The organism is Luteimonas sp. A478, from assembly GCF_054052025.1.
In genome coordinates, this window is the sequence record NZ_JBSVRF010000004.1 from 212,599 (window position 1) to 235,929 (window position 23,331).

The window sequence follows — 23,331 nt, forward strand, 5'->3', positions numbered from 1 at the left end:
CCCGTGGTTAGTAGTATTACTACCCACATGCAGATCACCGAAACCCAGCGTAACGTGCTTGCCCTGATCGCCGAGCGCATCGAGGCCGAGGGCATGCCGCCTTCGCAGACCGAGATTGCCCGCGCCTTCGGCTTCAGCGGTGTGCGTGCGGCCCAGTACCACCTGGAGGCGCTGGAGGCCGCAGGGGCGATCGAGCGCATCCCCGGCCGGGCCCGCGGCATCCGCCTGCTGGTCACGCCGGAGCAGCCACAGCGCAGCTTTGATCTGGGAACTGTCACCCCGCCCGCCGACGACAACGCGCTGCGCCTGCCGGTGCTGGGCGAGGTGGCGGCAGGCAGGCCGATCAGTGCCGGTGCGCCGGACTCCTTTTCCTCCTTGGAGGCGGACGATTACCTGATCCTGGACCGGGTGCTGTTTTCGCCCGCGCCGGATTACCTGCTCAAGGTCAAGGGCGATTCGATGCGCGACGAAGGCATCTTCGATGGCGACTTGATCGGCGTGCATCGTACCGGTGACGCCCACTCCGGCCAGATCGTGGTCGCGCGGGTGGACGAGGAAATCACAGTCAAGTTGCTCAAGCTCGGCAGCGACCGGATCCGCCTGTTGCCGCGCAACCCCGACCACGCGCCGATCGAAGTGCTGCCGGACCAGGACTTCGCGATAGAAGGCCTGTACTGCGGACTGGTCAGGCCGAACCGGTGAGGCGGGCCGTCGCCCGTCCTGTTTCCCCGGCACGTGGCGCGGTCTTTCCCTACCCGGTGCAGCGGCGTTCCCGCCTCGTTGCAGACCGGAGCATTGCCCAACATCAATCCGTGGTCGCAGCCTGTGCGACCCGACCCCGATAGATTGCCCATCAACCGGATCAACATCATTGCAGAGGAAAGCCAAAATGGACGAGAACAAGAAACGCGCGCTGTCAGCCGCCCTGGGCCAGATCGAGAAACAGTTCGGCAAGGGTTCGGTAATGCGCATGGGCGACGGCATCCAGCAGGCGTTCGAATCGATTCCCACCGGCTCCCTGCAGCTTGATCTGGCGCTGGGCATTGGCGGCTTGCCCAAGGGCCGGGTGGTGGAGATCTACGGACCGGAGTCGTCCGGCAAGACCACGCTGACCCTGCAGACCATCGCCGAATGCCAGAAGCAGGGCGGCACTGCGGCCTTCATCGACGCCGAGCATGCGCTTGATCCCGGCTACGCGGCCAAGCTGGGGGTCAACGTAGACGACCTGCTGCTCTCGCAGCCCGACACCGGTGAGCAGGCACTGGAGATCGCCGACATGCTGGTGCGTTCCAACGCCGTGGACATCGTGGTGATCGACTCGGTTGCCGCGCTCACACCCAAGGCCGAGATCGAAGGCGAGATGGGCGACCAGCTTCCCGGCCTGCAGGCGCGGCTGATGAGCCAGGCGCTGCGCAAGCTGACCGGCAACATCAAGCGCAGCAACTGCATGGTGTTCTTCATCAACCAGCTGCGCCACAAGATCGGCATCATGATGCCGGGCCAGAGCCCGGAGGTCACTTCCGGCGGCAACGCGCTCAAGTTCTACGCCTCGGTGCGGCTGGACATCCGCCGCATCGGCGCGATCAAGAAGGGCGATGAGGTCATCGGCAACCAGACCCGGATCCGGGTGGTCAAGAACAAGATGGCCCCGCCGTTCAAGCAGGTGATCACCGAGATCCTCTACGGCCAGGGCATCAGCCGCGAAGGTGAGCTGATCGACATGGGCGTGAACGAAAAGCTGGTCGAAAGGGCGGGTGCCTGGTACAGCTACGGTGAAGAGCGCATCGGCCAGGGCAAGGAGAATGCCCGTCAGTATCTGAAGGACAATCCCGAGCTCGCCGCCCGCCTGGAAGCCCAGATCCGCGAGCGGCTGATGCCCAAGCCCGTTGTCGAGGCGGAGAAAGACGAAGCAGCCCCGAAAAAAGAGGCCAAGGCCTGAGTTTTGTCCGGTCTGTTCTGTCCAATGATGGTCCTGGTTGGCCGGCACAATGCCGGCCGGTTGACAGGAGGGGGCAATGTCCGAGGCTGACGAGCGCCAAGGCGGTCCTGGCAGCGATGATCAGGACGCGGCGGATGCGGGCCCGGTCAAGCGGCGCCGTCGCAGGCCCGAACCCAGCCCGGCCCAGCGGGCGCTCAGCCTGCTGGTGCGTCGCGAACATTCGCGCCGCGAGCTGGAACGTAAACTGCAGGCCCGTGGCGTGGGCGCGGAAGAAGCCGCCGAGGCGATCGAGCGCATGCGCAGCGAAGGCTGGCAGGATGACACCCGCTTCGCAGTGAGCCTGGCCCGCAGTCGCGTCGGTACCGGCTATGGCCCGCTGCGGATCCGCCAGGAGCTGGAAATGCACCAGCTGGATGCGGGCGCGGCGGATGCGGCATTCGAGACGCTGGCCGAGGACGGCGAAGACGACTGGCAGGGCAAGGCCAGGGATCTGATCGAGCGGCGCTACGGCTCGCTGGAGGACGCCGACCGGGCGCGCCGGCTCAAGGCAGCCGAGTTCCTGCTCCGGCGCGGATTCGATGTGGAAACCGCGCGGCGGAGCACGGGCTTCATGCCCGAAGACTGACCGGGGTGGCATCGGGTCGGGGGTGGGCGCCAGCCGCACGCGCTCCTGTTAACCTAGGCGTTTCGGGTAGTCAGCTCCACGTCATGGCCGCATCTGGAATCGGTCGGGCGCCGGAACGGCGCCCCTTCACATTTGCCGACTCCATGATGAAAACCACCTCCGATATCCGCCGGGAATTCCTCGATTTCTTCCGCGAGCGCGGCCATACCATCGTGCCCTCTGCGCCGCTGGTTCCTGGCAACGATCCCACCCTGCTGTTCACCAACTCGGGCATGGTCCAGTTCAAGGACGTGTTCCTGGGCGCCGAAAAGCCGGGCTATGTGCGCGCTGCCGATGTGCAGCGCTGCCTGCGTGCCGGCGGCAAGCACAACGACCTGGATGCGGTCGGTTACACCGCCCGTCACCACACCTTCTTCGAAATGCTGGGTAACTGGTCGTTCGGTGATTACTTCAAGAGGGATGCGATTATCTGGGCGTGGGAGCTGCTGACCACGGTGTGGGGACTGCCGCCAGAGCGACTGCTGGCCACTGTCTATCACACCGATGAGGAGGCCTACGCCATCTGGCGCGATGAGATCGGCCTGCCGCCCGAGCGCATCATCCGTATCGGCGACAACCTCGGCGCGCCCTGGGCTTCGGATAACTTCTGGCAGATGGCCGATACGGGTCCCTGCGGTCCCAGCAGTGAGATCTTCTTCGATCACGGTCCGCATATCCCGGGTGGTCCGCCCGGATCGCCCGACGAGGATGGCGACCGCTTCATCGAGATCTGGAACCTGGTATTCATGCAGTTCGACCGTCAGCCCGACGGCAGCCTGCAGCCGCTGCCGGCGCCTTGCGTGGATACCGGTATGGGCCTTGAGCGCATCGCCGCGGTGCTGCAGGGCGCGCACAGCAACTACGAGATCGACCTGTTCCAGACGCTCATCGGGCGGACAGCCGAGCTGACCGCTACGACCGATCTGGACAACAAGTCGCTGCGGGTCATTGCAGACCATATCCGCGCCAGCGCCTTCCTCATTGTTGACGGCGTGCTGCCTTCCAACGAAGGGCGCGGTTACGTGCTGCGCCGGATCATCCGCCGGGCGCTGCGCCACGGCTGGATGCTGGGCGTGCGCGAGCCCTTCTTCCACCGCCTGGCGGCAACCGTCGACGAGCTGATGGGCGTGGCCTATCCCGAACTGCGGGCGCAGCTTGCCACCGTGGAGAAGGCGCTCAAAGCGGAGGAAGAGCGCTTTGCCGAGACCCTGGACGCCGGCATGCGGATCTTCGACGAGGTCGCCGAGCGCAGTGGCGGCCGCATTCCGGGCGCTGACGCGTTCCGGCTGTACGACACCTATGGTTTTCCGCTGGACCTGACCCAGGACATCGCCCGCGAGCGCGGCCTGGAAGTGGACCTCGCCGGCTTCGAGACGGCCATGGAAAAGCAGCGCGAAACTGCGCGCGCCGCGGGTCGGTTCGGCGGTGGCACGGTGCTGCCAGCCGAGTTGGTGGCCCAGCTACAGCCGACCGCGTTCCTCGGCTATGACCAGGTGCAGGCCGAAGGGCTGCAGGTGCTGGCCCTGCTGCACGACGGCCGGCCGGTCGAGGTGATTCAAGCCGGTGACGAGGCAGTCGTGATTCTGTCCAACACCCCGTTCTATGCCGAGTCGGGCGGGCAGGTGGGCGATACCGGTCAGCTGCTGGACGAGGGTGTCAGCTTCCACGTGGACGACACGCGCAAGCTTGCCGGCCAGTTCCACGGCCACTTCGGTCGCCTGCAAAGCGGCACGCTGCGCGTCGGGCAGGAACTGTCGGGCACCATCGACGCGTCGCGCCGCGCCAGCATCGTGCTCAACCACAGCGCCACCCATCTGCTGCACGGCGCGCTGCGCGGCCTGCTGGGCACGCACGTGGCCCAGAAAGGCTCGCTGGTGGCACCCGACCGCCTGCGCTTCGACTTCTCCCACTTCAATCCGGTCACTGCCGAGGAGCTGGCAGAGGTCGAGCGCCAGGTGAACCACGAGATCCGTGCAAACCATCCCGTCGTCATCGGCGAGATGGGCATGCAGGAAGCCATGGATGCGGGCGCCATCGCCCTGTTCGGTGAAAAGTACGGCGAGCGCGTACGCGTGGTGCAGATGGGCGGATCGGTCGAATTGTGCGGCGGCACGCACGTGGGCCATACCGGCGACATCGGCTTGTTCAAGCTGGTGTCGGAAGGCGGCGTGTCCGCTGGCGTGCGGCGCGTGGAGGCGCTGACCGGGCAGGCAGCGCTGGATCATGTCACCGGCGGCGAGCAGCAGCTCCAGCAGGCTGCCGGCTTGCTGGGAGGCACTGTTGGCGAAGTGGGTGACAAGCTGCGAGCCCTGCTGGATCGGCAGAAGAAGCTTGAGCGCGAACTGGCCGCGCACAAGGCAAGGGCGGCAACCGACGTCACTGCCGAGCTTGCCGCCGGCGCGACCGAAATCCATGGGGTCAAGGTACTGGCCGCACGGCTTGAGGGGCTGGATGCCAAGGCGCTGCGCGATTCCGTTGATCAGCTCAAGGACCGGCTCAAGGACGCGGTGGTGATCCTGGCAGGCGTCAGTGACGGCAAGGCCTCGCTGATCGCCGGGGTAGGCGGGAGCGCGAGTGGCCGTATCAAGGCCGGCGACCTGTTGCGGCACGTGGCCGGGCAGATCGGCGGCAAGGGTGGCGGGCGGCCTGATCTGGCCCAGGGAGGCGGGCCGGACGGAGCGGCGCTGGTCAAGGCCCTCTCGCAGGTGAACGGCTGGGTGAAAGATCAACTCCAGTAAGCGGAGCGTTACTTTTTGCCTATCTTCCGACGCGTCGCGACCGGTATCATTACCCTTTGTCGTTAACTGAATTGCAGACCGCACGAGGGCAGGATCGCCCGGTGCGGTTGCTGGTGGATCCTGCCACCAGTCCTTGGAGAGTTCTATGTTGATTTTGACGCGGCGCGTGGGGGAAACACTGATGATCGGTGACACCGTCACGGTCACGGTTCTTGGCGTCAAGGGGAACCAGGTCCGGATCGGGATCACCGCGCCGAAGGACGTTGCCGTCCATCGCGAGGAGATCTACCAGCGGATCCAGCGCGACGAGGCAGGTGGCGAAGCCCCCTCGGACCCCGAATCCTGAAAAAGGTTTGCCGCGCAGCGGCTGACCCGGTAACATTCTGCGCCTGCCCGCTGCGGTTGCAGTGCGCAGGGAACATTTCGGAGAGTTGCCCGAGCGGCTGAAGGGGCTCCCCTGCTAAGGGAGTATAGGGTTTATAGCTCTATCGAGGGTTCGAATCCCTCACTCTCCGCCAGTTTCAAAGTTTCACTGAAACGGCTTTGACTGAAACGGCGTTGACGAAAACGACAAGACGTTTCATAATTCCGCTTCTGCGCCCGTAGCTCAGCTGGATAGAGCACCAGGCTACGAACTTGGGGGTCGGAGGTTCGAATCCTTCCGGGCGCGCCATACAACGCAAAGGGTCAACGGATAATCTCCGTTGGCCCTTTTGCTTTTGGGTCCTCTTACCATCTGCGATCCAGACAGGTCATCATCCCCCGCATGGCGGCGGGAAGTCCCGCGACGTCCCGTACATCAGCGGCATCAACCGGGCGATGTTCCGCGCGTCGTCGATGGCCCGGTGATGCGTGCCTTGGAACGCCAGTCCGGCGATGCCCAAAGCCGTGCCGAGACCCGGACGACGGGGCAGCTTGAGGCGCTTGGTGAAACGGTCCTTGAGGTTGAAATGGGGCGCCTGGATCGGAAAGCCGATGTCATGGAAGTCGGCGTCCTGCTGGATCTGGCGGCGATCGTAGTTGCCCCACGAGCCCCAGGCCGTCAGGCGGATCGGGCGGAGCCAGTCCTGTAGCCGTGCCACGACGTCGACGAAGCCGGGGGCAGGGTCGAAATCAGCCTGCGTGATCGAAGTCAGCTGCGTGCAGAACGGCGTCAGCCGGGGATGACGCACCGGGCGTACGAACGCATTGAACTCGTCGCTGACCAGCCAGGTGCCAGGCTCGAGCAGCACCGCGCCGATCTCGATGATCTCCATTTCGTCGCGCGGAACCGATCCCTGGTCGTCACAGGTGGCCTCCAGGTCAAGCACCAGGTAGCGCCTCATGCGAGTTCTACCACTGGCGTGGGGTCGTACCGCACCGCGCTCGCCTTCTCGATCTCGTCGATGATGATGACCGGATTAGCGATATCGGTGCCGATGAACGCCTCCACGATCCGGCCGGGGCGGGCACTGGACCAGCTTGCGGTGCTGCCGGAAAGCACGAACGAGGCGGTGACCTTGGGCATCACGATCATGGTCGCCGGAAGGCCAAGTGCCTGTGCAACCTGTCGCGCCCACCAGGACTTGCCGCAAGCGGGCGGACCCGACAGGAGGATCGGGGCGGGGCGCGGCTGCGGGCCGGCCAGTGCAGCTTCACGCTGCGGGCAGTATTCTGCCGCGATGAACCAGATGATCCCCACCCTGGGCGACGGCGAGCTCGAAGAGCTGAAGCGGGCCCGGGATATTCTTGAAAATCCCGGTCTGGCAGCGCAGCTGGCCAACGTGGTTGGCGCGCCGATGGAGTATGTGTTGGCCCGGCGCCTACCGTCTTCGGTTACCCGGCTGATAAACACCGCCACGCGCAAGTCGCTGGAGCAGGCGCTGCGCGTGGCCACGGCGACCCTGCGTCGCGGTGAGCTGCACGCGCCGGCCCGCACGCGCACCCACGCTTGGTTGGCCGCGGCGACCGGCGCGGCGGGTGGGGCCTTCGGTCTGGCGGGCCTGGCGGTCGAGCTGCCGGTGACCACCACGATGATCCTGAGATCGATCGCCGACATCGCCCGCAGCCGGGGTGAGGACCTGGACGATCCAGCGGCCGCCCTGGCGTGCTTTGAGGTGTTGACGATGGGCGGGCGCAGCGCCTCCGACGATGGCGCCGAGTCCGGCTACTTCGCTGCCCGCGCGGTGCTGGCACAGCAGGTGGCGGCTGCGGCCGAATACATCGCGGTGCACGGGGTGGTGAACAACACCGGTCCGGCGATCGTGCAGCTGCTGGCGTCGGTAGGTTCGCGATTCTCGGTGACCGTCAGCCAGAAGGTTGCGGCGCAGGCCGTGCCCATTATCGGCGCGGTCAGCGGCGCCACCCTCAATACGCTCTTCATGCGTCATTTCCAGCAGATGGCCGAAGGGCACTTCACCATCCGCGCGTTTGAACGTAGTCACGGGGCGATCGCGGTGCGCGAGGCGTACGAAGCCTTGGCTTGAGGCGCGTTGCGCTGCGGTGTCCGGGGTGGTGGGCCGATTACGTAATCGGATGACATGGACGGTGGCGAGACAAGCGTGGACTTGGGTGAGGCGTTCCGTTCGGGATTGCGGCGGGCGGGCTTTATCGCCGGATCCGGGTCCCGGGTCCAGGTCATGCTGTTCATCACGCGTGAGTGGCTGGGATGGCTGGCGGGCGCTGCCGCACTTCTGGACGCGGCTGACCTGGCGCGTGTCCAGCGGCGGCGCAACCCGCATGAGCGCGATGAGCTGACGCTCTGCTACGCGATCCACCGGCTGGTGATCGGGACACACCTGGGTATCGAACCGGTAACGGTACCGCTGGTGCGCGATGCGCTGGGTTGCCCTCGGGTCCCCGGCACCGGCGTGAGCACCAGTCTCAGCCATGCCGGGGGCGGGTTTGCCGTGGCGCTGTCCACGGCCGGCCCGGTCGGGGTCGACATCGAACCTGCCGACCGCGCCGGCGTGATGCCCGAAATCGCCGAACGGGTGGCGCATCCGGATGAAATGGCTGCCCTGGGTCGTGAGTCGACGCCCGCGGTTGACCGGTCACTGCTCGCGCTGTGGGTTCGCAAGGAGGCGCTGCTGAAGGCGGCGGGTACGGGGATGGCGCGCGAAATGCACACCTTCTGCGCTCCCGAGAACGAGGTCCTGGTGCTGGCACCGCCCGGACCGGCGCTGACCCGGCTGCAGGCGCTCGATCTTGGTGGAGGCTGGATCGGAGCTGTGGCCGCGCCCCCGGGAATCCTGGTGGAATACGCCAGGTTGCGTCCGTTCTGGCCGCTGCGTCAGCGTTAGTCCGTTGGATTGTAGTGGGGACTGAGTGGGCGGCTGGTTTGCCCCCCGGGGACCTCTCAATCGTACGGAGAACTGGCGGAGGCGGCTCATGGGCGCGACTGCGGAAAGTCGCAAGGTGCGGGCGTTCCGGACGCTGTGGCTGGCGGAAATGCTGGCCCTTGTCGCTGCGGTAGCCGTGGCAGCGGAACTGCCCGGTCTCTTTACCGCAGCAGCCGTGGAAGCGGAGTTGCCGGAGATCACCCGGTTCATGGGCCCGGCAACCTCCTTCGGCGAGGCAACCATCCGGATCCTGCCGGTACTCCTGTTCGTGACCGGGGCGATGGCCGCATTCGGGCTGTACCAGGTGCACGCCCGCCACGGCCGCGGTGATTTCGTATTCCGGCTGCTCCTGTCATTCGCAGCCGCAGCCATTGGGCTGTTCGTGCTGCATCAGCTGGTGGCAGCCACCTGGATCGAGCCCGGCATCCTCGCGATAGCGCTGTTGTTGGGCCTGTGGGCTGTCGTGGGGCTGCGCGTGATCACGCGGCGGTATTTTGGCAGCACTGCCTTCAAGCGCAGGGTCCTGGTATACGGCGCGGGCAGGAATGCCGACCTTATCAACAGCAGGCTGCGGCGCGACAGCGACCGGCAGTCGTTCGTCGTGGTCGGCTTCGTCCCGGTCCCCGGCCAGGTGACCGCGGTTGCACCGGAATTGTTGATCGAGGCGCCGGACGGGATCCTGGAGCTGGCCAGCGCACTGCGTGTGGATGAAGTGGTGGTGGCCCCGGACGAGCGCCGCGGCGGGTTGCCAATGCCGCAGCTGCTGGGCTGCGCACAGAGCGGTGTCGTCGTGTTGGATCTGTCGACCCTTTTCGAACGTGAGGCCGGGGTGGTCAACGCGAACGTGGCGGACCCTTCCTGGCTGGTGTTCTCCGGGGGGTTTGACCATACCGCGGCGCGGCGGCTGACAAAGCGGATATTCGACGTCACTGCCGCCGTTGCCCTGCTGCTGGCCGCCTGGCCGGCGATGTTGCTGGTGGCGCTCGCGATCCGGCTGGAGTCCGGGAGCCCGGTGCTGTACCGGCAAACGCGCGTCGGCGAGAACGGCCACTGCTTTGAGCTGGTGAAGTTCCGCAGCATGCGGCTGGACGCCGAAGGTGATGGTGTCGCGCGGTGGGCTTCCAAGGACGACGATCGCAGCACGCGCCTGGGCCGCTTCATCCGCACCACGCGGCTCGACGAACTGCCCCAGTTGTTCAACGTGCTGCGCGGTGACATGAGCTTCGTCGGGCCCAGGCCGGAGCGCCCGCAGTTCGTGGACATGCTCGCCGAGCAGATCCGCTATTACGGCGTTCGCCACTGCGTGAAGCCGGGGCTGACCGGCTGGGCACAGCTGCGCTATCCCTACGGTGCATCCGTCCGCGACGCCGAGGAGAAGCTCACCTTCGACCTCTATTACGTCAAGAACCAGCGGCTGGTGTTCGATCTGATGATCCTGCTGCAGACGGTGGAAGTCGTGCTGTTCCGCAAGGGTGCGCGGTGAGCGGGCCGGCGCGTCGGCGCAGCACGGCATGTACCGCACGACGTTGGCCGCTGTGGCCAGTGGCCGGCGTTTCAGCTTGGACAGGAGGGTAGACGTGAGCAATGCCGGGAACGTACTTGGGCTTTTCCATGCGGCGGTCGACGCGGACCCCACCGCGCCCGCTGTTTCCTGGCGATCGGCCGACACCAGCTACCGCGAGCTGGACGAACGCTCCAACCAGGTGGCCAACGCGCTGATCAGCGGTGGCGCGCCGAAGGGCACCATTGTTGCCATCCTGCTGGACAATCCGCTTGAGCAGATCATTGCCACTTTGGGCTGCCTGAAGGCCGGATGCGTCTTCGCCTCACTTGATGCCACCTGGTCTGAGCGCCGCCTGCTCGACATGCTGGGCACCATGCGCGCGCAGTGGCTGATCCTGGAGGCCGCCACCGCTCCGGTTGCCGCCGGGCTGATGCAGGCCCACCGCGTGGGCACCATCGTTTCCATGGACACGGACGGTTTGCTGGCCGGGCAGTTTGCCGGGCAGCCGGTCGAGGTTCTGCAGCCATCTGCCTGCGCCCGGCAGGCGGAATCCGTGTCGACCCAGCCCGACGATCCCTGCTACGTCTACTTCACCTCCGGCTCCACCGGCCGGCCCAAGGGGATCGTGGGAAGGATCCGTGGACTTGCCCACTTTATCGAGTGGGAGATCGGCGAGTTCAAGCTGGGGCCCGGCTCACGCATCAGCCAGCTGAGCGGGCCTGCATTCGACGTGTACCTGCGTGACGTGTTTGCCGCGCTTTGCAGCGGCGGCACCGTATGCATTCCCCCGGCCGGGCGCCTGCCAGCGCCGGTGGAACTGGCGGACTGGATCCAACGGGAGCGGATCACCCTGGTCCACTGTGTCCCTTCGGTATTCCGCATCCTGCTGGCCGCCGACCTTTCTTCGGAGAGCTTCCCGGCACTCAAGCTGGTGCTGCTGGCGGGCGAGAGCCTGGCGCCTGCCGACGCCAATAACTGGATCGCCCTGTTTGGTGAACGGATCCGCCTGGTCAATCTGTACGGACCCACCGAAACCACCCTGGCAAAGTTTTTCCACCGGCTGCCGGCGACTCCGGTCGATGGCACGTTCGTCCCGATCGGCAAGCCGATCCCCGGCGCCCAGGCGCTGTTGCTGGACGGAAACCTGGAGCACTGCCCGCCGGGGGAAATCGGCGAAATGTTCATCAGCACGCCCTACCGGAGCCTGGGTTATTGCAACGAGCCGGGGTTGACCGCAGCGGCGTTCCTCCGCAATCCGTACGGCAACGGCCCCGACGACCTGCTCTATCGCACGGGGGATCTTGCCCAGCTCATGCCGGATGGCAACTACCGGTTTGCCGGCAGGAGGGACTTCCAGGTCAAGATCCGCGGCAACCGCGTCGAGCCCGGCGAGATAGAAGCGCACATGCGCGAATGCCCCGGCGTCCGCGAGGCGGTGGTGGTGGCGCGCGAGGACCGGCCGGGCGACGTGCGGCTGGTGGGCTACTACGTACTGCGTGCGGCGGCTGCCGGCGAAGAGGTCACGCCGGTCGGCCTGCGCTCGCTGCTGGCCGGCAGCCTGCCTGCGTACATGGTCCCGGACCTGTGCATCGCCCTGGAGCGGATGCCGCTGTCGGTGAATGGAAAGCTGGACCGTGCCGCACTGCCGGCCCCGGGCAGTTCACGGCCCGATCTGGCGGTGGCATACGCGCCCCCGGTCGGAGCGCGGGAACAGCAGGTGTGCGCGGCGTTCGCGGCTGTCCTGTGCATCGAGCGGGCCGGGCGGCACGACAACTTCTTCGACCTTGGCGGCAATTCGATGTTGGCCGTTCAACTGCTCGGGCGCCTGCAGCAGCACGCCGAAAGGCCACTGCCGGCGACCCTGATCTACGCGCATCCGACCCCGGCATCATTTGCCGCTGCGCTGGTGCAGGGAGCGGCGACGGACGTTGGCCAGCGTCGCTTCGCCGGTGCGCGTCGCGATGCGCCGGGCGCTGCCGGACAGACGGGGCCGGCACACGAGCCGGTGGCCATCATCGCGATGGCGGGGCGTTTCCCCGGCGCCGCCGATGTGGAGGCGTTCTGGGACAACCTGTGTGCCGGGCGCGATTCGATCACCGTCTTTGCCCCCGACGAGCTTGACCCGTCCGTTGCGCTGGCCGATCGAATGCATCCGTCCTACGTGACCGCGCGCGGGATCATCGAAGACGTGGAGCAGTTTGATGCCGCTTTTTTCGGCATCAGTCCGCGCGAAGCCGAGCTGATGGACCCGCAGCACCGGATCTTCCTGGAGCTGTGCTGGGAGTGCATGGAGCGCGGTGGGGAAATACCCGATGCCTCCACCGTGCCGGTGGGCGTGTTCGCCGGCACTTACCATTCGACTTACCTGCGGCGGCATGTGGCCGCGCATCCGGAACTGGTGGACGAGGTCGGGACCTACCAGGTCACGCTGGCCAACGAGAAGGATTACATCGCCACCCGCGTTGCCCACAAGCTGAATCTCACCGGGCCCGCGATCAGCATGTACACCGCCTGCTCGACTTCGCTGGTGGCGATCTGCCAGGCGATGGACAGCCTGCGCGCAGGCGCGTGCGACATGGCCCTGGCCGGCGGCAGTTCCGTGGTGTGTCCTCCGCGCAGCGGGCACATCTACCAGGACGGGGCAATGCTGTCCCCCGATGGCCACACCCGCACGTTCGACGCCGCGGCCAAGGGAACCGTGTTCAGCGATGGCGCCGCGGTGGTGCTGCTGAAGCGGCTCTCCGACGCGATCAGGGACGGCAACCCCGTCTATGCGGTGATCAAGGGTGGTGCAGTCAACAACGATGGGGGCGGCAAGGCCAGCTTTACCGCGCCAAGCAGCGACGGCCAGGCCGCGGTGATTGCGATGGCTCACGCCAGGGCGGGGGTGTCGCCGCGCGACATCAGCTACCTGGAGGCGCACGGCACCGCGACCCCGATGGGCGACCCGATCGAGATCGAAGGGCTGGTGAAAGCGTTCCGTCGTGGAACCGCCGATAACGGCTTCTGCAGGATCGGTTCGGTCAAGAGCAATTTCGGGCACCTTGTGATCGCCGCCGGCGCCGCGGGCGTGATCAAGACCGCGCTGTCGCTGGCAGAACGCAGGCTCCCGCCCAGCCTGCACTTTGAACACCCCAACCCCGCCATTGATTTCCCCGCGACGCCGTTCGTGGTCAACGCCGCCATGAGCGAATGGAGCGACGCGGACGGACCGTTGCGGGCGGGCGTGAGCTCATTCGGCGTCGGTGGCACCAATGCGCACGTGGTGCTGGAACAGGCGCCCGTGCTCCCGGCATCCGAGCCGGGCGAAGGCCCCCAGCTGCTGGTGCTGTCGGCCCGCTCACCCGCTGCGCTGGGCACCGCCGCCACGCAGCTGGCGGACTTCCTGGAAAGTACAAAGGACATCAACCTCGCCGACGTGGCCTGGACCCTGGCGGCCGGGCGCAAGGCGTTCGCGCACCGCGCCGTGGTCGTGGCGTCGGAGGCAACGGCAGCGGCTGCCGCGTTGCGCAGCCCGGAGCTGGCTACCACCATCAGGCGCAGCAGGCCGGCCAGGCATCGTGAGGTGGTGTTCATGTTCCCTGGCCAGGGATCCCATTACGCCGGCATGGGGCGTGCCCTCTACCAGGCCGAGCCCGGGTTCGCCGCAGCTTTCGACCAGTGTGTCGAAGGCCTGAGCACCGGGCGCGGCTTGGACCTGCGCGCGCTGGTGTTCGGAGACGATCCGGCGGCCCTGCTGCCGACTGGAGTGATGCAGCCGGCCATCTTCTCGATGGAGTACGCGCTGGCGCGGCTGTGGATGGAGCGCGGGCTGGAGCCGGTGGCGATGATCGGCCACAGCTTTGGCGAGCTGGTCGCGGCAACCCTTGCCGGGGTGTTTTCACTGCCCGACGCGCTGCGCCTGGTGGCGCTGCGCGGGGCGCTGATGCAGGCCCAGCCCACGGGCGGGATGCTGACGGTGAGGATGGCCAGTGACGAGCTGCTGGCGCGCCTGCCACCCGGGCTGTCGCTGGCGGCGGAAAACGCGCCGGGAGCCAGCGTGGCATCCGGTCCGACGGAGGAGATCGTGCGGCTGAAGGCGCAGCTGGACGCGGAAGGCGTGGCCTGCCGCATGCTGCAGACATCGCACGCGTTCCACTCGAAGATGATGGAGCCGGTGGTCGCGCCGCTGCTGGCCGAGATCGAGGCGATCCAGCGTTCGGCCCCCATGCTGCCGCTGGTGTCCACGGCCACCGGCGAGTGGCTGGATGCCGACACGGCCAATTCCCCGGAATACTGGGCGCGGCACCTGCTGGAGCCGGTCCGCTTCGCCACGGCGCTGGGCCGGGTGCTGGAAACGCCCGGTCGCGTGCTGCTCGAGGTTGGCACGCGCACCACCCTCACGTCCCTGTCGCGACAACATCCGGCCCTGCAGCAGCAGGGGGCTACGATGGTGGCGTCGCTGGCTGATTCCCCGGCGAACGAGATCTCCTCGTTTCGCCTGGCGGCCGGGCAGCTGTGGGCACAGGGCGTGGACCTGGACCCGGGCATGTTCGATCGTCGCAATGTCCGCCACCGCCTTCGCCTGCCGACCTATCCGTTCGAGCGCAAGCGCTTCTGGGTGGAAGCCGCACCCGCAGTGGCTGTGGATCCCCGCCAGGCGCAGGCAGCGCAGATGATCGCCAGGGCAATGGATACTCCGGCCGAAGCGGTCATGGCCCAGGAGGGCGCTGCCGGGCAAATGGAGTACGCCGATCGCCAGGCACGGCTGCTGGCGCAGCTCAGGACCCTGTTTGGCGGGTTCCTGGGCATGGAAATCGACATCGAGGACAATTCCACCAGTTTCGTCGAGCTCGGCCTGGACAGCCTGATGCTGACCCAGGTGGCAAGGAAGCTGCAGGGCACTTTCGACGTGCCAGTGACGTTCCGGCAGTTGATGGGCGAGTCTGGATCCCTGGAGCGCCTGGCGGCGTGGCTTGACCGGGAACTGCCGGCCACAGAGTCGTTGCCCCAGGGTCCCCGGCCGGCCGAAGCCGGGCCGGATGACGGGCCTGCCGCAACGGAGGCGCCGACGACGGCATCGCAGCAGGAAATCTGGCTGGCGGGTGAGATGGGGCGGGAAGGCGCGCTCGCCTTCAACCTGTCGATGTCGTTGCGCATGCGCGGGCGGCTCGACGTGCAGGCGCTGCGATCCGCATTGAAGGATCTGGTTGCACGGCACGATGCGCTGCGCTCCCGCCTGTCCACCGATGGGCAGACCCTGCACGTGCTCGACGACGCCGGGATCGACCTGAAGATCATCGACCTTACGGCTCTGGACAACGAGACGCGTGAGGCCCGGCTCCAGGAGCGCGTGCGCCTGGCGGCCGAGGAGACATACGAGCTTGATGCCGGCCCCCTGTTCCGCGCGGAGCTGCTGCAGCTGGAGGACGGCGAACACCTGCTGTTGCTGGCTGCGCACCACGTCATCTGCGATGGCTGGTCGTGGGGGTTGGTGGTGCGTGAGCTGGGCGTGCTGTACCGGCGCCAGCTGGGCGAGCCGAGCGAGGCACTGCCAGAGCCGGCCAGCTTCCTGGACTACGCCAGGAACGAAGCCACGCGGACCCGCGAGAGCCTCGACAGCGCGGACGAGGCGTATTGGCTGTCGCGCTTCCAGACGCCGCCGGCGCCGCTCGACCTGCCGGCCGACCGCGTGCGGCCGGCGCGGCGCAGCTTTGTTTCCGCGCGCGTGGACCACACGATCGACGAGGCGTTGCTGGATGCCGTGCGGAGCATGGGCGCCAGCCGCGGTGCCAGCCTGTTCGCGACGCTGCTGGCAGGGCTCTCCGGGCTGCTGTCGAGGCTGTCGGGCCAGTCGGACATCGTCATTGCGATCCCGGCCGCGGGGCAGCCTGCGGAAGGACACGAGAGCCTGGTCGGGCACTGCGTGAACACGCTGCCGCTGCGGTTCGATGTCGATCCGTCCAAACCATTCCCCGACCTGGTGGAGGACTCCCAGGCACACCTGCTCGATGCCATGGAGCATCGGCGCTGCACGTTCGGCACGCTGCTCAGCAAGCTGCGCATCGCCCGCGATCCGTCGCGGGTGCCGCTGGTCAGCGTCATGTTCAATCTGGAGCAGGCGTACGAGAAGGAGAAGGATGCTTTCCCGGGTCTGGCGATCGAGGCTGGGCACAATCCACGCAGTTTCGAGGCGCTCGAGCTGTTCGTGAACGCAGCCCGGGTCGGTGACGGCCTGCGCCTGGAGTGCCAGTACAACCGCGACCTGTACGACGAGGGCACCGTGCGCCGCTGGCTGCGCGCCTACGAAGCACTGCTGCGCGCGGCAGTGGATCAGCAGTCCGTCGAGTTCGGCGACCTGCCGCTGGTGGATGCAGTGGAACAGGCGGAGCAGGCAGCTCTGCAGCCGGTCCCGGTTCCGTTCGAACGCGACCGGCTGATGCACGAGTATTTCGAGCTGCAGTGCGACCGGACACCCGACCGGATCGCGGTCAGCTTCGGTGCCTCCAGTTTCAGCTATGCAGAGCTGGAAGAGCGATCGAACCGCATTGCCCACCTGCTGCGAAGCCACGGCGTGCGCCGCGGCGCGCTGGTGGGCCTGGCGGTGGATCGCGGGTTCGACATGCTGGCTGCGCTGCTCGGGACGCTCAAGGCGGGCGCCGGCTACGTTCCCCTGGACCCGGGCTTCCCGCATGAACGGCTGGCCTATATGGCGGCCGATGCCGGCCTGGCAGCGCTGCTGACCACGCGTGAGCACGCGAGCGTCTTCGACCTGCAAGGCCGACCGGTGCTGGTGCTTGATGAATTGGAGACGGCGCTCGGCGCAGCCCCCGGTACCCGCCTGGGCCGCGATGCAGGCGCCGCGGAGCCGGAGGGGCCCGCCTACGTGATCTACACCTCGGGGACCACTGGCCGGCCGAAGGGCGTGAAGGTGCCGCATCGTGCGGTTTCCAACTTCCTGGCCAGCATGTGGCACGAGCCCGGGCTGTGCGCCGACGACCGGCTGCTTGCGGTGACCACGCTGTCTTTCGACATCGCCGTGCTGGAGCTGTTGCTGCCGCTTGGCGTGGGCGCGACGATCGTACTGGCCGATGAACTGACCGGGGCCGACGGTTTCGCGCTGGCCGGGTTGCTCGCCAGCAGTGCCGCCACGGTGCTGCAGGGCACGCCTTCGACCTGGCAGATGCTGCTGGAAGCCGGTTGGCAGGGCGCGCCGGGATTCAAGGCGCTGTGCGGTGGCGAACCGCTGCAGCCGGAGCTCGCCACGCAGCTGCTTTCGCGATGCGGTGAGCTGTGGAATCTCTACGGCCCGACCGAAACCACGGTGTGGTCGACCGTCGCCCGGATCCTGCCTGCATCGGATGCGGGTGGCAGGCCCGACGTCGGCATCGGACACCCGATTGCGAACACGCGTATCTGGATGCTGGATCCGCGTGGCGGACTCTGTCCCGCCGGCGTGGCTGGTGAGATCGCCATTGGCGGCGAGGGGGTGACGCTGGGTTACCTGGACCGTCCCGAGCTGACCGCCGATCGCTTCGTCACCGACCGTTTCAGCACCGACATGGGGGCGGGCCCGGGCCTGCTTTACCGCACCGGTGACCTCGGCCGCTGGCGCTCCGACGGGCGGCTCGAACACCTCGGTCGGCTTGATTTTCAGGTCAAGATCCGCGGTCACCGGATCGAACTGGGTGAAGTGGAGGCGGTCCTGGCCCAATGTCCCGGCGTAGCGCGGGTGACCGCGGTGGCGCGGGAAGACCGTCCGGGTGACGTGCGCCTGGTCGCTTACATGGTGGCGCAGGCCGGCGCGGTGATCGACGTGGCGGCCTGCATGGCGTACCTGCGCCAGCAGGTGCCGGACTACATGGTGCCGCAGCATCTGGTCACAGTGGCCGAAATGCCGCTGCTCCCCAATGGCAAGATCGACCGCGGTGCGCTGCCCGCGCCGCTGGCCCCGTCGACGAGTGCGACCCCCTCGCGCAAGCCGTGCAGCGAAGCCGAGGAGCGTATCGCCGCGATCATGGCCGGCGTGCTGGGGGTGCCCTCGGTCGATGTGGAAGACGATTTCTTCGCCCTTGGCGGACATTCGCTGCTGGGCGCGCGGCTGCTGGCCCGCATCGGGCGGGAGTTCGGGGTGCAGCTGTCACTTGATGCGCTGTTCGCGGCATCCACCACCGAGCGGCTCGCGGAACAGGTCGAGGCGGGCGGAAACCCGCACGTGGAGCGCGAGGAGATTGCCCGCCAGCCGGACCAGTCACAGGCGCCCCTGTCGAGGATGCAGCAGCGCGTGTGGGTGCAGGAGCAGCTTCTGCCCGGCCAGGCGGCTTTCACCATCACCACCGCCCTGCGTCTGACCGGGCCGCTGGACGTGGGCGCGCTGGAGTCGGCGCTGGCCGAAGTAGTGCGGCGCCAGCCGACGCTGCGTACGGAGGTGAGCGAGTGCGACGACGGGGAGGTGCAGCGTGTCCTCGAGCAGATGAAGGTGGTCCTGCCACTGGAGGACCTGTCCAGCCTGCCGCCCGCCGACATCGACGCCGAGGCCACGCGGCGGATGGTCGAACTGTCCACGCAGCCCATCGCCCTGGATCAAGCACCGCTGTTCCGTGCCCGACTGTTCCGGCTGGGTGCGCGGACGCACGTATTCTTCTTCATGGTGCACCACGCCATCTGGGACGGCGTGTCGCGGAATCTGTTCTGCGCGGAGCTGGCGGCCGTGTATGCGGCCATGAGCGAAGGGCGGGACGCGGACCTTCCGGAGCTGGAACGCAGCTACGTGGACTTCGTCCACTGGCACCTGGCGCGGGCGGAATCCCCCGAGGCGCGCAGGCAGTTGGCGTTCTGGAAGGAGTCGCTGTCCGGGGAGCGGGCACCGCTGCAGCTGCCCGAGGATCTCCCGCGGCCGTCCGTGCCGACCGGGCGCGGCGGCTCGGAGCCGGTTCGACTCGACGCTCCGTCGCTGGCCCGTCTGCGTGAGGTGGGGGCGGGCGCCGACGCCAGCCTGTTCATGACCCTGCTTGCGGCGTACTTCACCTGGCTGCATCGCATGACCGGCCAGCAGGACCTCGTGGTCGGCGTGCCGGTGCGCGCGCACGTGTCCGAGGCGATGGACCGCGTCATGGGCTTCTTCGTCAACATCCTGCCGGTCAGGGTGCGCGTCGATCCGGACATGCCGTTCGTGGAGCTGCTTAAACACGTGCGCCGCGCGGTGCTGGATTGCTTCGCCAATCCGGATCTCGCCCTGGAAGATCTGGTGAGGGAGCTCGGCCTGCCGCGCGACCCAAGCCGCAGCACGATCTATCAGGCGTTGTTCTCCTTCCAGGAGGCCGGCCGCGAACCCGCCTGGGGAGCGCTGACCTGCGAGCCGATGGAGTTGCCGCACACTTCCGCCACCACCGACCTGGCGCTGTGGTGCCAGGCCGATGGGCGCGGGCTGGTGGCCACCCTCAACTACAACGCCGACATCATCGCCCCGGATTCCGCCGCGCGCATGCGTCGCGGGTTCGAGGCGCTGCTGGCGTCGGTGCGCACCGGGCCGGAGACCCCCGTCGGCAAGGTCGACTGCGTGGGCGCGGCGGATCGTGGGCCGCCAGGATTGAACGCCACCAGTGAATCGCCGAAAGCGGCGATCGCGGCGACCCACATTGATGGCCAGGTGACCGGTGGTTCACAGCCGCAGACGCGCAGCGAATTCGAGCAGCGCATCGCCGCGATCATGGCGGACGTGCTGGGCGTACCCGGTGTCGAGATCGATGTCGATTTCTTCGCCCTCGGCGGGCACTCGCTGCTGGGCGCGCGGCTGTTGGGGCGCATCAGGCGGGAGCTCCAGGTGCAACTGCCGCTGGGTGTCCTGTTCAAGGCGTCCACGGTCGAGCAGCTGGCGAAACTGGCCATGGTCGCCCGCGGGGGCGAGCTGGATCGGGAAGAGATTCCCCGCCATGCGGAGCAGTCGCTGGCACCACTGTCACGGATGCAGCAGCGCGTGTGGGTCCAGGAGCAGATCCTGCCGGACCGGGTGGCTTACACGATCAATTCCGCCTGGCGCCTGAGTGGGCGCCTGGACGCCCAGGCGCTGCAGTCGGCATTGTCCGAAGTGGTTCGTCGCCAGCCGACGCTGCGCACACAGCTGGACGACACGGACGAAGTGGTGGTGCAGCGCGTGCTTGAGCACGTGGCGGTGTCCTTGCCGGTGGAAGACCTGTCCATGTTGCCGCCGGAGGATGTCCGCAGTGAAGCCACGCGTCGGATGGCCGAGGTGTCCACGCAGCCCATCGCCCTGGACAAGGCACCGTTGTTCCGCGCCCGCCTGTACCGGCTTGACGCGCAAACGCATGTGTTCTTCTTCATGGTTCACCACGCCATCTGGGACGGCGTGTCGCAGAACCTGTTCGGCGCGGAACTTGCCGCGCTGTACGCGGCCCTGAGCGAAGGACGGACCGCGGACCTGCCGGAGCTGGAACGCAGCTATGTGGACTTCGTCCACTGGCACCTGGCGCGGGCGGAGGGTGCGGAGGCGCGCAGGCAACTGGCGTTCTGGAAGGAGTCGCTGTCGGGGGAGCTCGCACCGCTGCAGCTCCCCGAGGATCGCCCGCGGCCCTCCGTGCCGACTGGGCGCGGTGGCTCCGAGCCCGTTCGACTCGACGCACCGTCGCTGGCCCGGCTGCGTGAGGTAGGTGCGCGCACCGACGCCAGCCTGTTCATGACCCTGCTTGCAGGGTACTTCGCCTGGCTGCACCGGATGACCGGCCAGCAGGACCTCGTGGTCGGCGTGCCGGTACGAGGCCACCTCTCCGAAGCAATGGACCGTGTCATGGGGTTCTTCGTCAACATCCTGCCGGTCAGGGTGCGCGTCGATCCGGAGATGCCGTTCCTGGAGCTGCTCAAACAGGTGCGCCGCGCCGCGCTGGATGCTTTCGCCAATCCGGATGTTGCCCTGGAAGACCTGATGAGAGAACTGGGGCTGCGGCGTGACCCTGGTCGCAGCCCGATCTACCAGGCCGTGTTCTCGTTCCAGGAGGCCGGCCCTGCGCCTGCCTGGGGCACGCTGGTCAGCGAGCCGCTCCAGCGGCCACACACCTCCGCCACCACCGACCTGGCGCTGTGGTGCCAGGCCGATGGACGCGGGCTGGTGGCCACCCTGAACTACAACGCCGACATCATCGTTCCGGAATCGGCAGCGAGCATGCGCCGCGGGTTCGAAGCGCTGCTGGCCTCGGTGCATGCCGGGCCGGAGATCGCCGTGGGCGATATCGACTGCCTGGGGGCGGAAGATCGCCGTGCGCTGGAGGAATGGAACGCGACCAGCGTGCCCCTGCAGCCGCCGGCCAGCGTCCACGCGATGGTCATGGCGCAGCTGCGCGCCACGCCAACGGCCGCTTCGATCCATTTCGAAGGCCAGGTGACGACCTGCTCGCAGCTGCAGGCGCGCAGCGAGCGCATCGCTTCGGCGCTGGTGGCGCGCGGCGTCACCAGCGGCGACCTGGTGGGCGTGTGCCTGGATCGCGACGTCGATCTGGTCGCGGGCATGATCGGGGTGCTGCTGGCCGGCGCCGCCTATGTGCCGCTGGACCCCGCCTATCCGCCGGACCGCCTGCGCTTCATGGCCGAGGATGCCGACTTGAAGCTGGTGGTCAGCAAAGGCGACCTGGCGGCGCCGCTGCAGTGGCCTCGCCAGCAGCAGTTGCTGCTGGACGCCGATAGCGCGCAGATCGCGTCCGCGCCACCCGCCGCCTTCCCGGAGGTTGGGCCCGATGCGCCGGCCTACGTGATCTACACCTCCGGGTCGACCGGAAAGCCGAAAGGCGTGAGCGTGCCCCATGGGGCCGTGGTGAACTTCTTGCGCAGCATGCAGCGCGAGCCGGGCATCGTGCCTTCCGACCGGCTGCTGGCGGCGACAACCACGTCTTTCGACATTGCAGTGCTGGAGCTGTTCCTGCCGTTGGCCGCCGGTGCGAGCATCGTCCTGGCCACGCGCGAACAGCTCTTCGACGGCGCGGCGCTGGCACGTCTGCTGGATGCCAGCCAGGCCACGCTCCTGCAGGGCACGCCGTCGGTCTGGCGGCTGCTGCTGGAGACAGGGTGGCAGGCGCGCCCGGGCTTGAAGGCACTGTGCGGCGGTGAGCCGCTGCCGGAGGACCTGGCGCGGCAGCTGCTGGCCCAGGACGTCGAGCTGTGGAACATGTACGGCCCGACCGAAACCACGGTCTGGTCCACCTGCGCCCGGGTGCATGCGCCCGAACGTGGTGGCGCACTGGATATCCACATCGGCCGCCCGATCGACAACACCACGGTGTGGGTGCTTGATGCACGCGACCGGCCCTGTGCGCCCGGAGTGCCCGGCGAGATCCACATCGGTGGAGCCGGGATGAGCCTGGGCTATCACGACCGCCCGGAGCTCAACGCCGAGCGCTTCATTCCCGACCCGTTCCCGGGCGTGGCGCGGTTCAATGGGTCCACGCTTCCAGCGCTGCTCTACCGCACCGGCGACCGCGGGCGCTGGCGCCACGATGGCGTACTCAGGCACGAAGGGCGGCTGGATTTCCAGGTCAAGCTGCGCGGCCACCGGATCGAGCCGGGCGAGATCGAGACCCTGCTTGTGGCCCGCGACGAGGTGGCCCGTGCCCTGGTGATGGTGCGTGAGGATCGGCCAGGTGACGAGCGGCTGGTGGCCTATGTCGTCGCGGCCACCGGTGCGGGGATTGAGGAGGATGCGCTGCGCGGCCATCTGCGCGGCCTGCTTCCCGCGTACATGGTGCCGCAGCACTTCGTCGCGCTCGCCGCCCTGCCGCTGCTTCCGAACGGGAAGGTCGATCGCAATGCGCTGCCGGTACCGTCAGCACATGCCGTCCAGGCGCCGCGGGAAGTGGCCGGGGTGACCGATCCGCGCGTGCTCTACCTGTCTGAAGTCTGGTCGCGCTTGTTGGGAATGTCCGCCGGCCCGGAGGACAACTTCTTCGACCTGGGAGGCCACTCCATGCTGGCAGTGCAGATGGCGAACCGCGTCGAGCGGGAAACGGGCGTGCGGATCAAGCTGATCCGGCTGGGGGCCGAAACCCTGGCGCAGGTTGCCGAGGGACTTCCGATGTCCGCGGACGGGGCCGAAAAGGCGTCCGGTTTCCGGGCGCGGATAGGCAACAGCGTGCGGCGCCTTTTCAAGCGCACGGCGGACTCGCCGCAGTGATGGCGGCGGGGCG

Annotated in this window: 11 protein-coding genes and 2 tRNA genes; 11 read left to right on the forward strand and 2 right to left on the reverse strand. The window is 67.6% G+C overall.

Features of this window, described 5'->3' with window-relative positions:
* Positions 1-27 precede the first annotated feature (27 nt).
* The 7 genes from lexA (at position 28) to ACW7G3_RS10075 (ending at position 6,014) form a co-directional block, all read left to right on the forward strand.
* The gene (gene lexA / locus ACW7G3_RS10045) at positions 28-702 is read left to right on the forward strand and encodes a transcriptional repressor LexA (RefSeq protein ID WP_456982627.1); all 675 of its coding nucleotides are present in this window, start codon (positions 28-30) and stop codon (positions 700-702) included.
* 187 nt (positions 703-889) lie between these two features.
* A complete protein-coding gene (recA, locus tag ACW7G3_RS10050) occupies positions 890-1,939 on the forward strand; it encodes a recombinase RecA (RefSeq protein ID WP_456974854.1) in 1,050 nt (349 codons plus the stop codon).
* A 76-nt stretch (positions 1,940-2,015) separates the two neighbouring features.
* Positions 2,016-2,564, forward strand: a complete 549-nt coding sequence (locus tag ACW7G3_RS10055; RefSeq protein ID WP_456982628.1) for a regulatory protein RecX — start codon at positions 2,016-2,018, stop codon at positions 2,562-2,564.
* Positions 2,565-2,707: 143 nt separating this feature from the next.
* A complete protein-coding gene (gene alaS / locus ACW7G3_RS10060; RefSeq protein ID WP_456982630.1) occupies positions 2,708-5,341 on the forward strand; it encodes an alanine--tRNA ligase in 2,634 nt (877 codons plus the stop codon).
* Between the two features lie 145 nt (positions 5,342-5,486).
* On the forward strand, positions 5,487-5,687 hold the full coding sequence (gene csrA / locus ACW7G3_RS10065) for a carbon storage regulator CsrA (RefSeq protein WP_343258977.1): 201 nt from the start codon (positions 5,487-5,489) through the stop codon (positions 5,685-5,687).
* Positions 5,688-5,766: 79 nt separating this feature from the next.
* Positions 5,767-5,859 (forward strand) — tRNA-Ser (locus ACW7G3_RS10070).
* 78 nt (positions 5,860-5,937) lie between these two features.
* Positions 5,938-6,014, forward strand: a tRNA-Arg gene (locus ACW7G3_RS10075).
* A gap of 82 nt (positions 6,015-6,096) precedes the next feature.
* Here ACW7G3_RS10075 and ACW7G3_RS10080 read toward each other — a convergent pair.
* On the reverse strand, positions 6,097-6,651 hold the full coding sequence (locus tag ACW7G3_RS10080; protein WP_456982632.1) for an exonuclease domain-containing protein: 555 nt from the start codon (positions 6,649-6,651) through the stop codon (positions 6,097-6,099).
* Positions 6,652-6,662: 11 nt separating this feature from the next.
* Entirely contained in the window at positions 6,663-7,022 is a 360-nt protein-coding gene (locus ACW7G3_RS10085; RefSeq protein ID WP_456982634.1) for an AAA family ATPase, read from the reverse strand.
* Between ACW7G3_RS10085 and ACW7G3_RS10090 the strand changes: the two genes are divergently transcribed.
* The 4 genes from ACW7G3_RS10090 (at position 7,003) to ACW7G3_RS10105 (ending at position 23,318) form a co-directional block, all read left to right on the forward strand.
* Entirely contained in the window at positions 7,003-7,806 is an 804-nt protein-coding gene (locus tag ACW7G3_RS10090; RefSeq protein ID WP_456974867.1) for an EcsC family protein, read from the forward strand. The genes ACW7G3_RS10085 and ACW7G3_RS10090 overlap by 20 nt on opposite strands.
* Positions 7,807-7,959: 153 nt before the next feature.
* Positions 7,960-8,622, forward strand: a complete 663-nt coding sequence (locus tag ACW7G3_RS10095; protein ID WP_456982636.1) for a 4'-phosphopantetheinyl transferase family protein — start codon at positions 7,960-7,962, stop codon at positions 8,620-8,622.
* Between the two features lie 88 nt (positions 8,623-8,710).
* Positions 8,711-10,144, forward strand: coding sequence for a TIGR03013 family XrtA/PEP-CTERM system glycosyltransferase (locus tag ACW7G3_RS10100; RefSeq protein ID WP_456974871.1), 1,434 nt, complete (start codon positions 8,711-8,713; stop codon positions 10,142-10,144).
* Between the two features lie 94 nt (positions 10,145-10,238).
* Positions 10,239-23,318 carry an amino acid adenylation domain-containing protein gene (locus tag ACW7G3_RS10105; protein ID WP_456982638.1) on the forward strand — a complete coding sequence of 4,360 codons (13,080 nt, stop codon included), beginning with the start codon at positions 10,239-10,241 and terminating at the stop codon, positions 23,316-23,318.
* Positions 23,319-23,331 lie beyond the last annotated feature (13 nt).

Coding starts and splice junctions, on each gene's coding strand:
- csrA (WP_343258977.1), top strand. CDS start 5,487: ATGTTGATTTTGACGCGGCGCGTGGGGGAAACACTGATGATCGGTGAC.
- alaS (WP_456982630.1), top strand. CDS start 2,708: ATGATGAAAACCACCTCCGATATCCGCCGGGAATTCCTCGATTTCTTC.
- ACW7G3_RS10090 (WP_456974867.1), top strand. CDS start 7,003: ATGAACCAGATGATCCCCACCCTGGGCGACGGCGAGCTCGAAGAGCTG.
- lexA (WP_456982627.1), top strand. CDS start 28: ATGCAGATCACCGAAACCCAGCGTAACGTGCTTGCCCTGATCGCCGAG.
- ACW7G3_RS10100 (WP_456974871.1), top strand. CDS start 8,711: ATGGGCGCGACTGCGGAAAGTCGCAAGGTGCGGGCGTTCCGGACGCTG.
- recA (WP_456974854.1), top strand. CDS start 890: ATGGACGAGAACAAGAAACGCGCGCTGTCAGCCGCCCTGGGCCAGATC.
- ACW7G3_RS10055 (WP_456982628.1), top strand. CDS start 2,016: ATGTCCGAGGCTGACGAGCGCCAAGGCGGTCCTGGCAGCGATGATCAG.
- ACW7G3_RS10095 (WP_456982636.1), top strand. CDS start 7,960: ATGCTGTTCATCACGCGTGAGTGGCTGGGATGGCTGGCGGGCGCTGCC.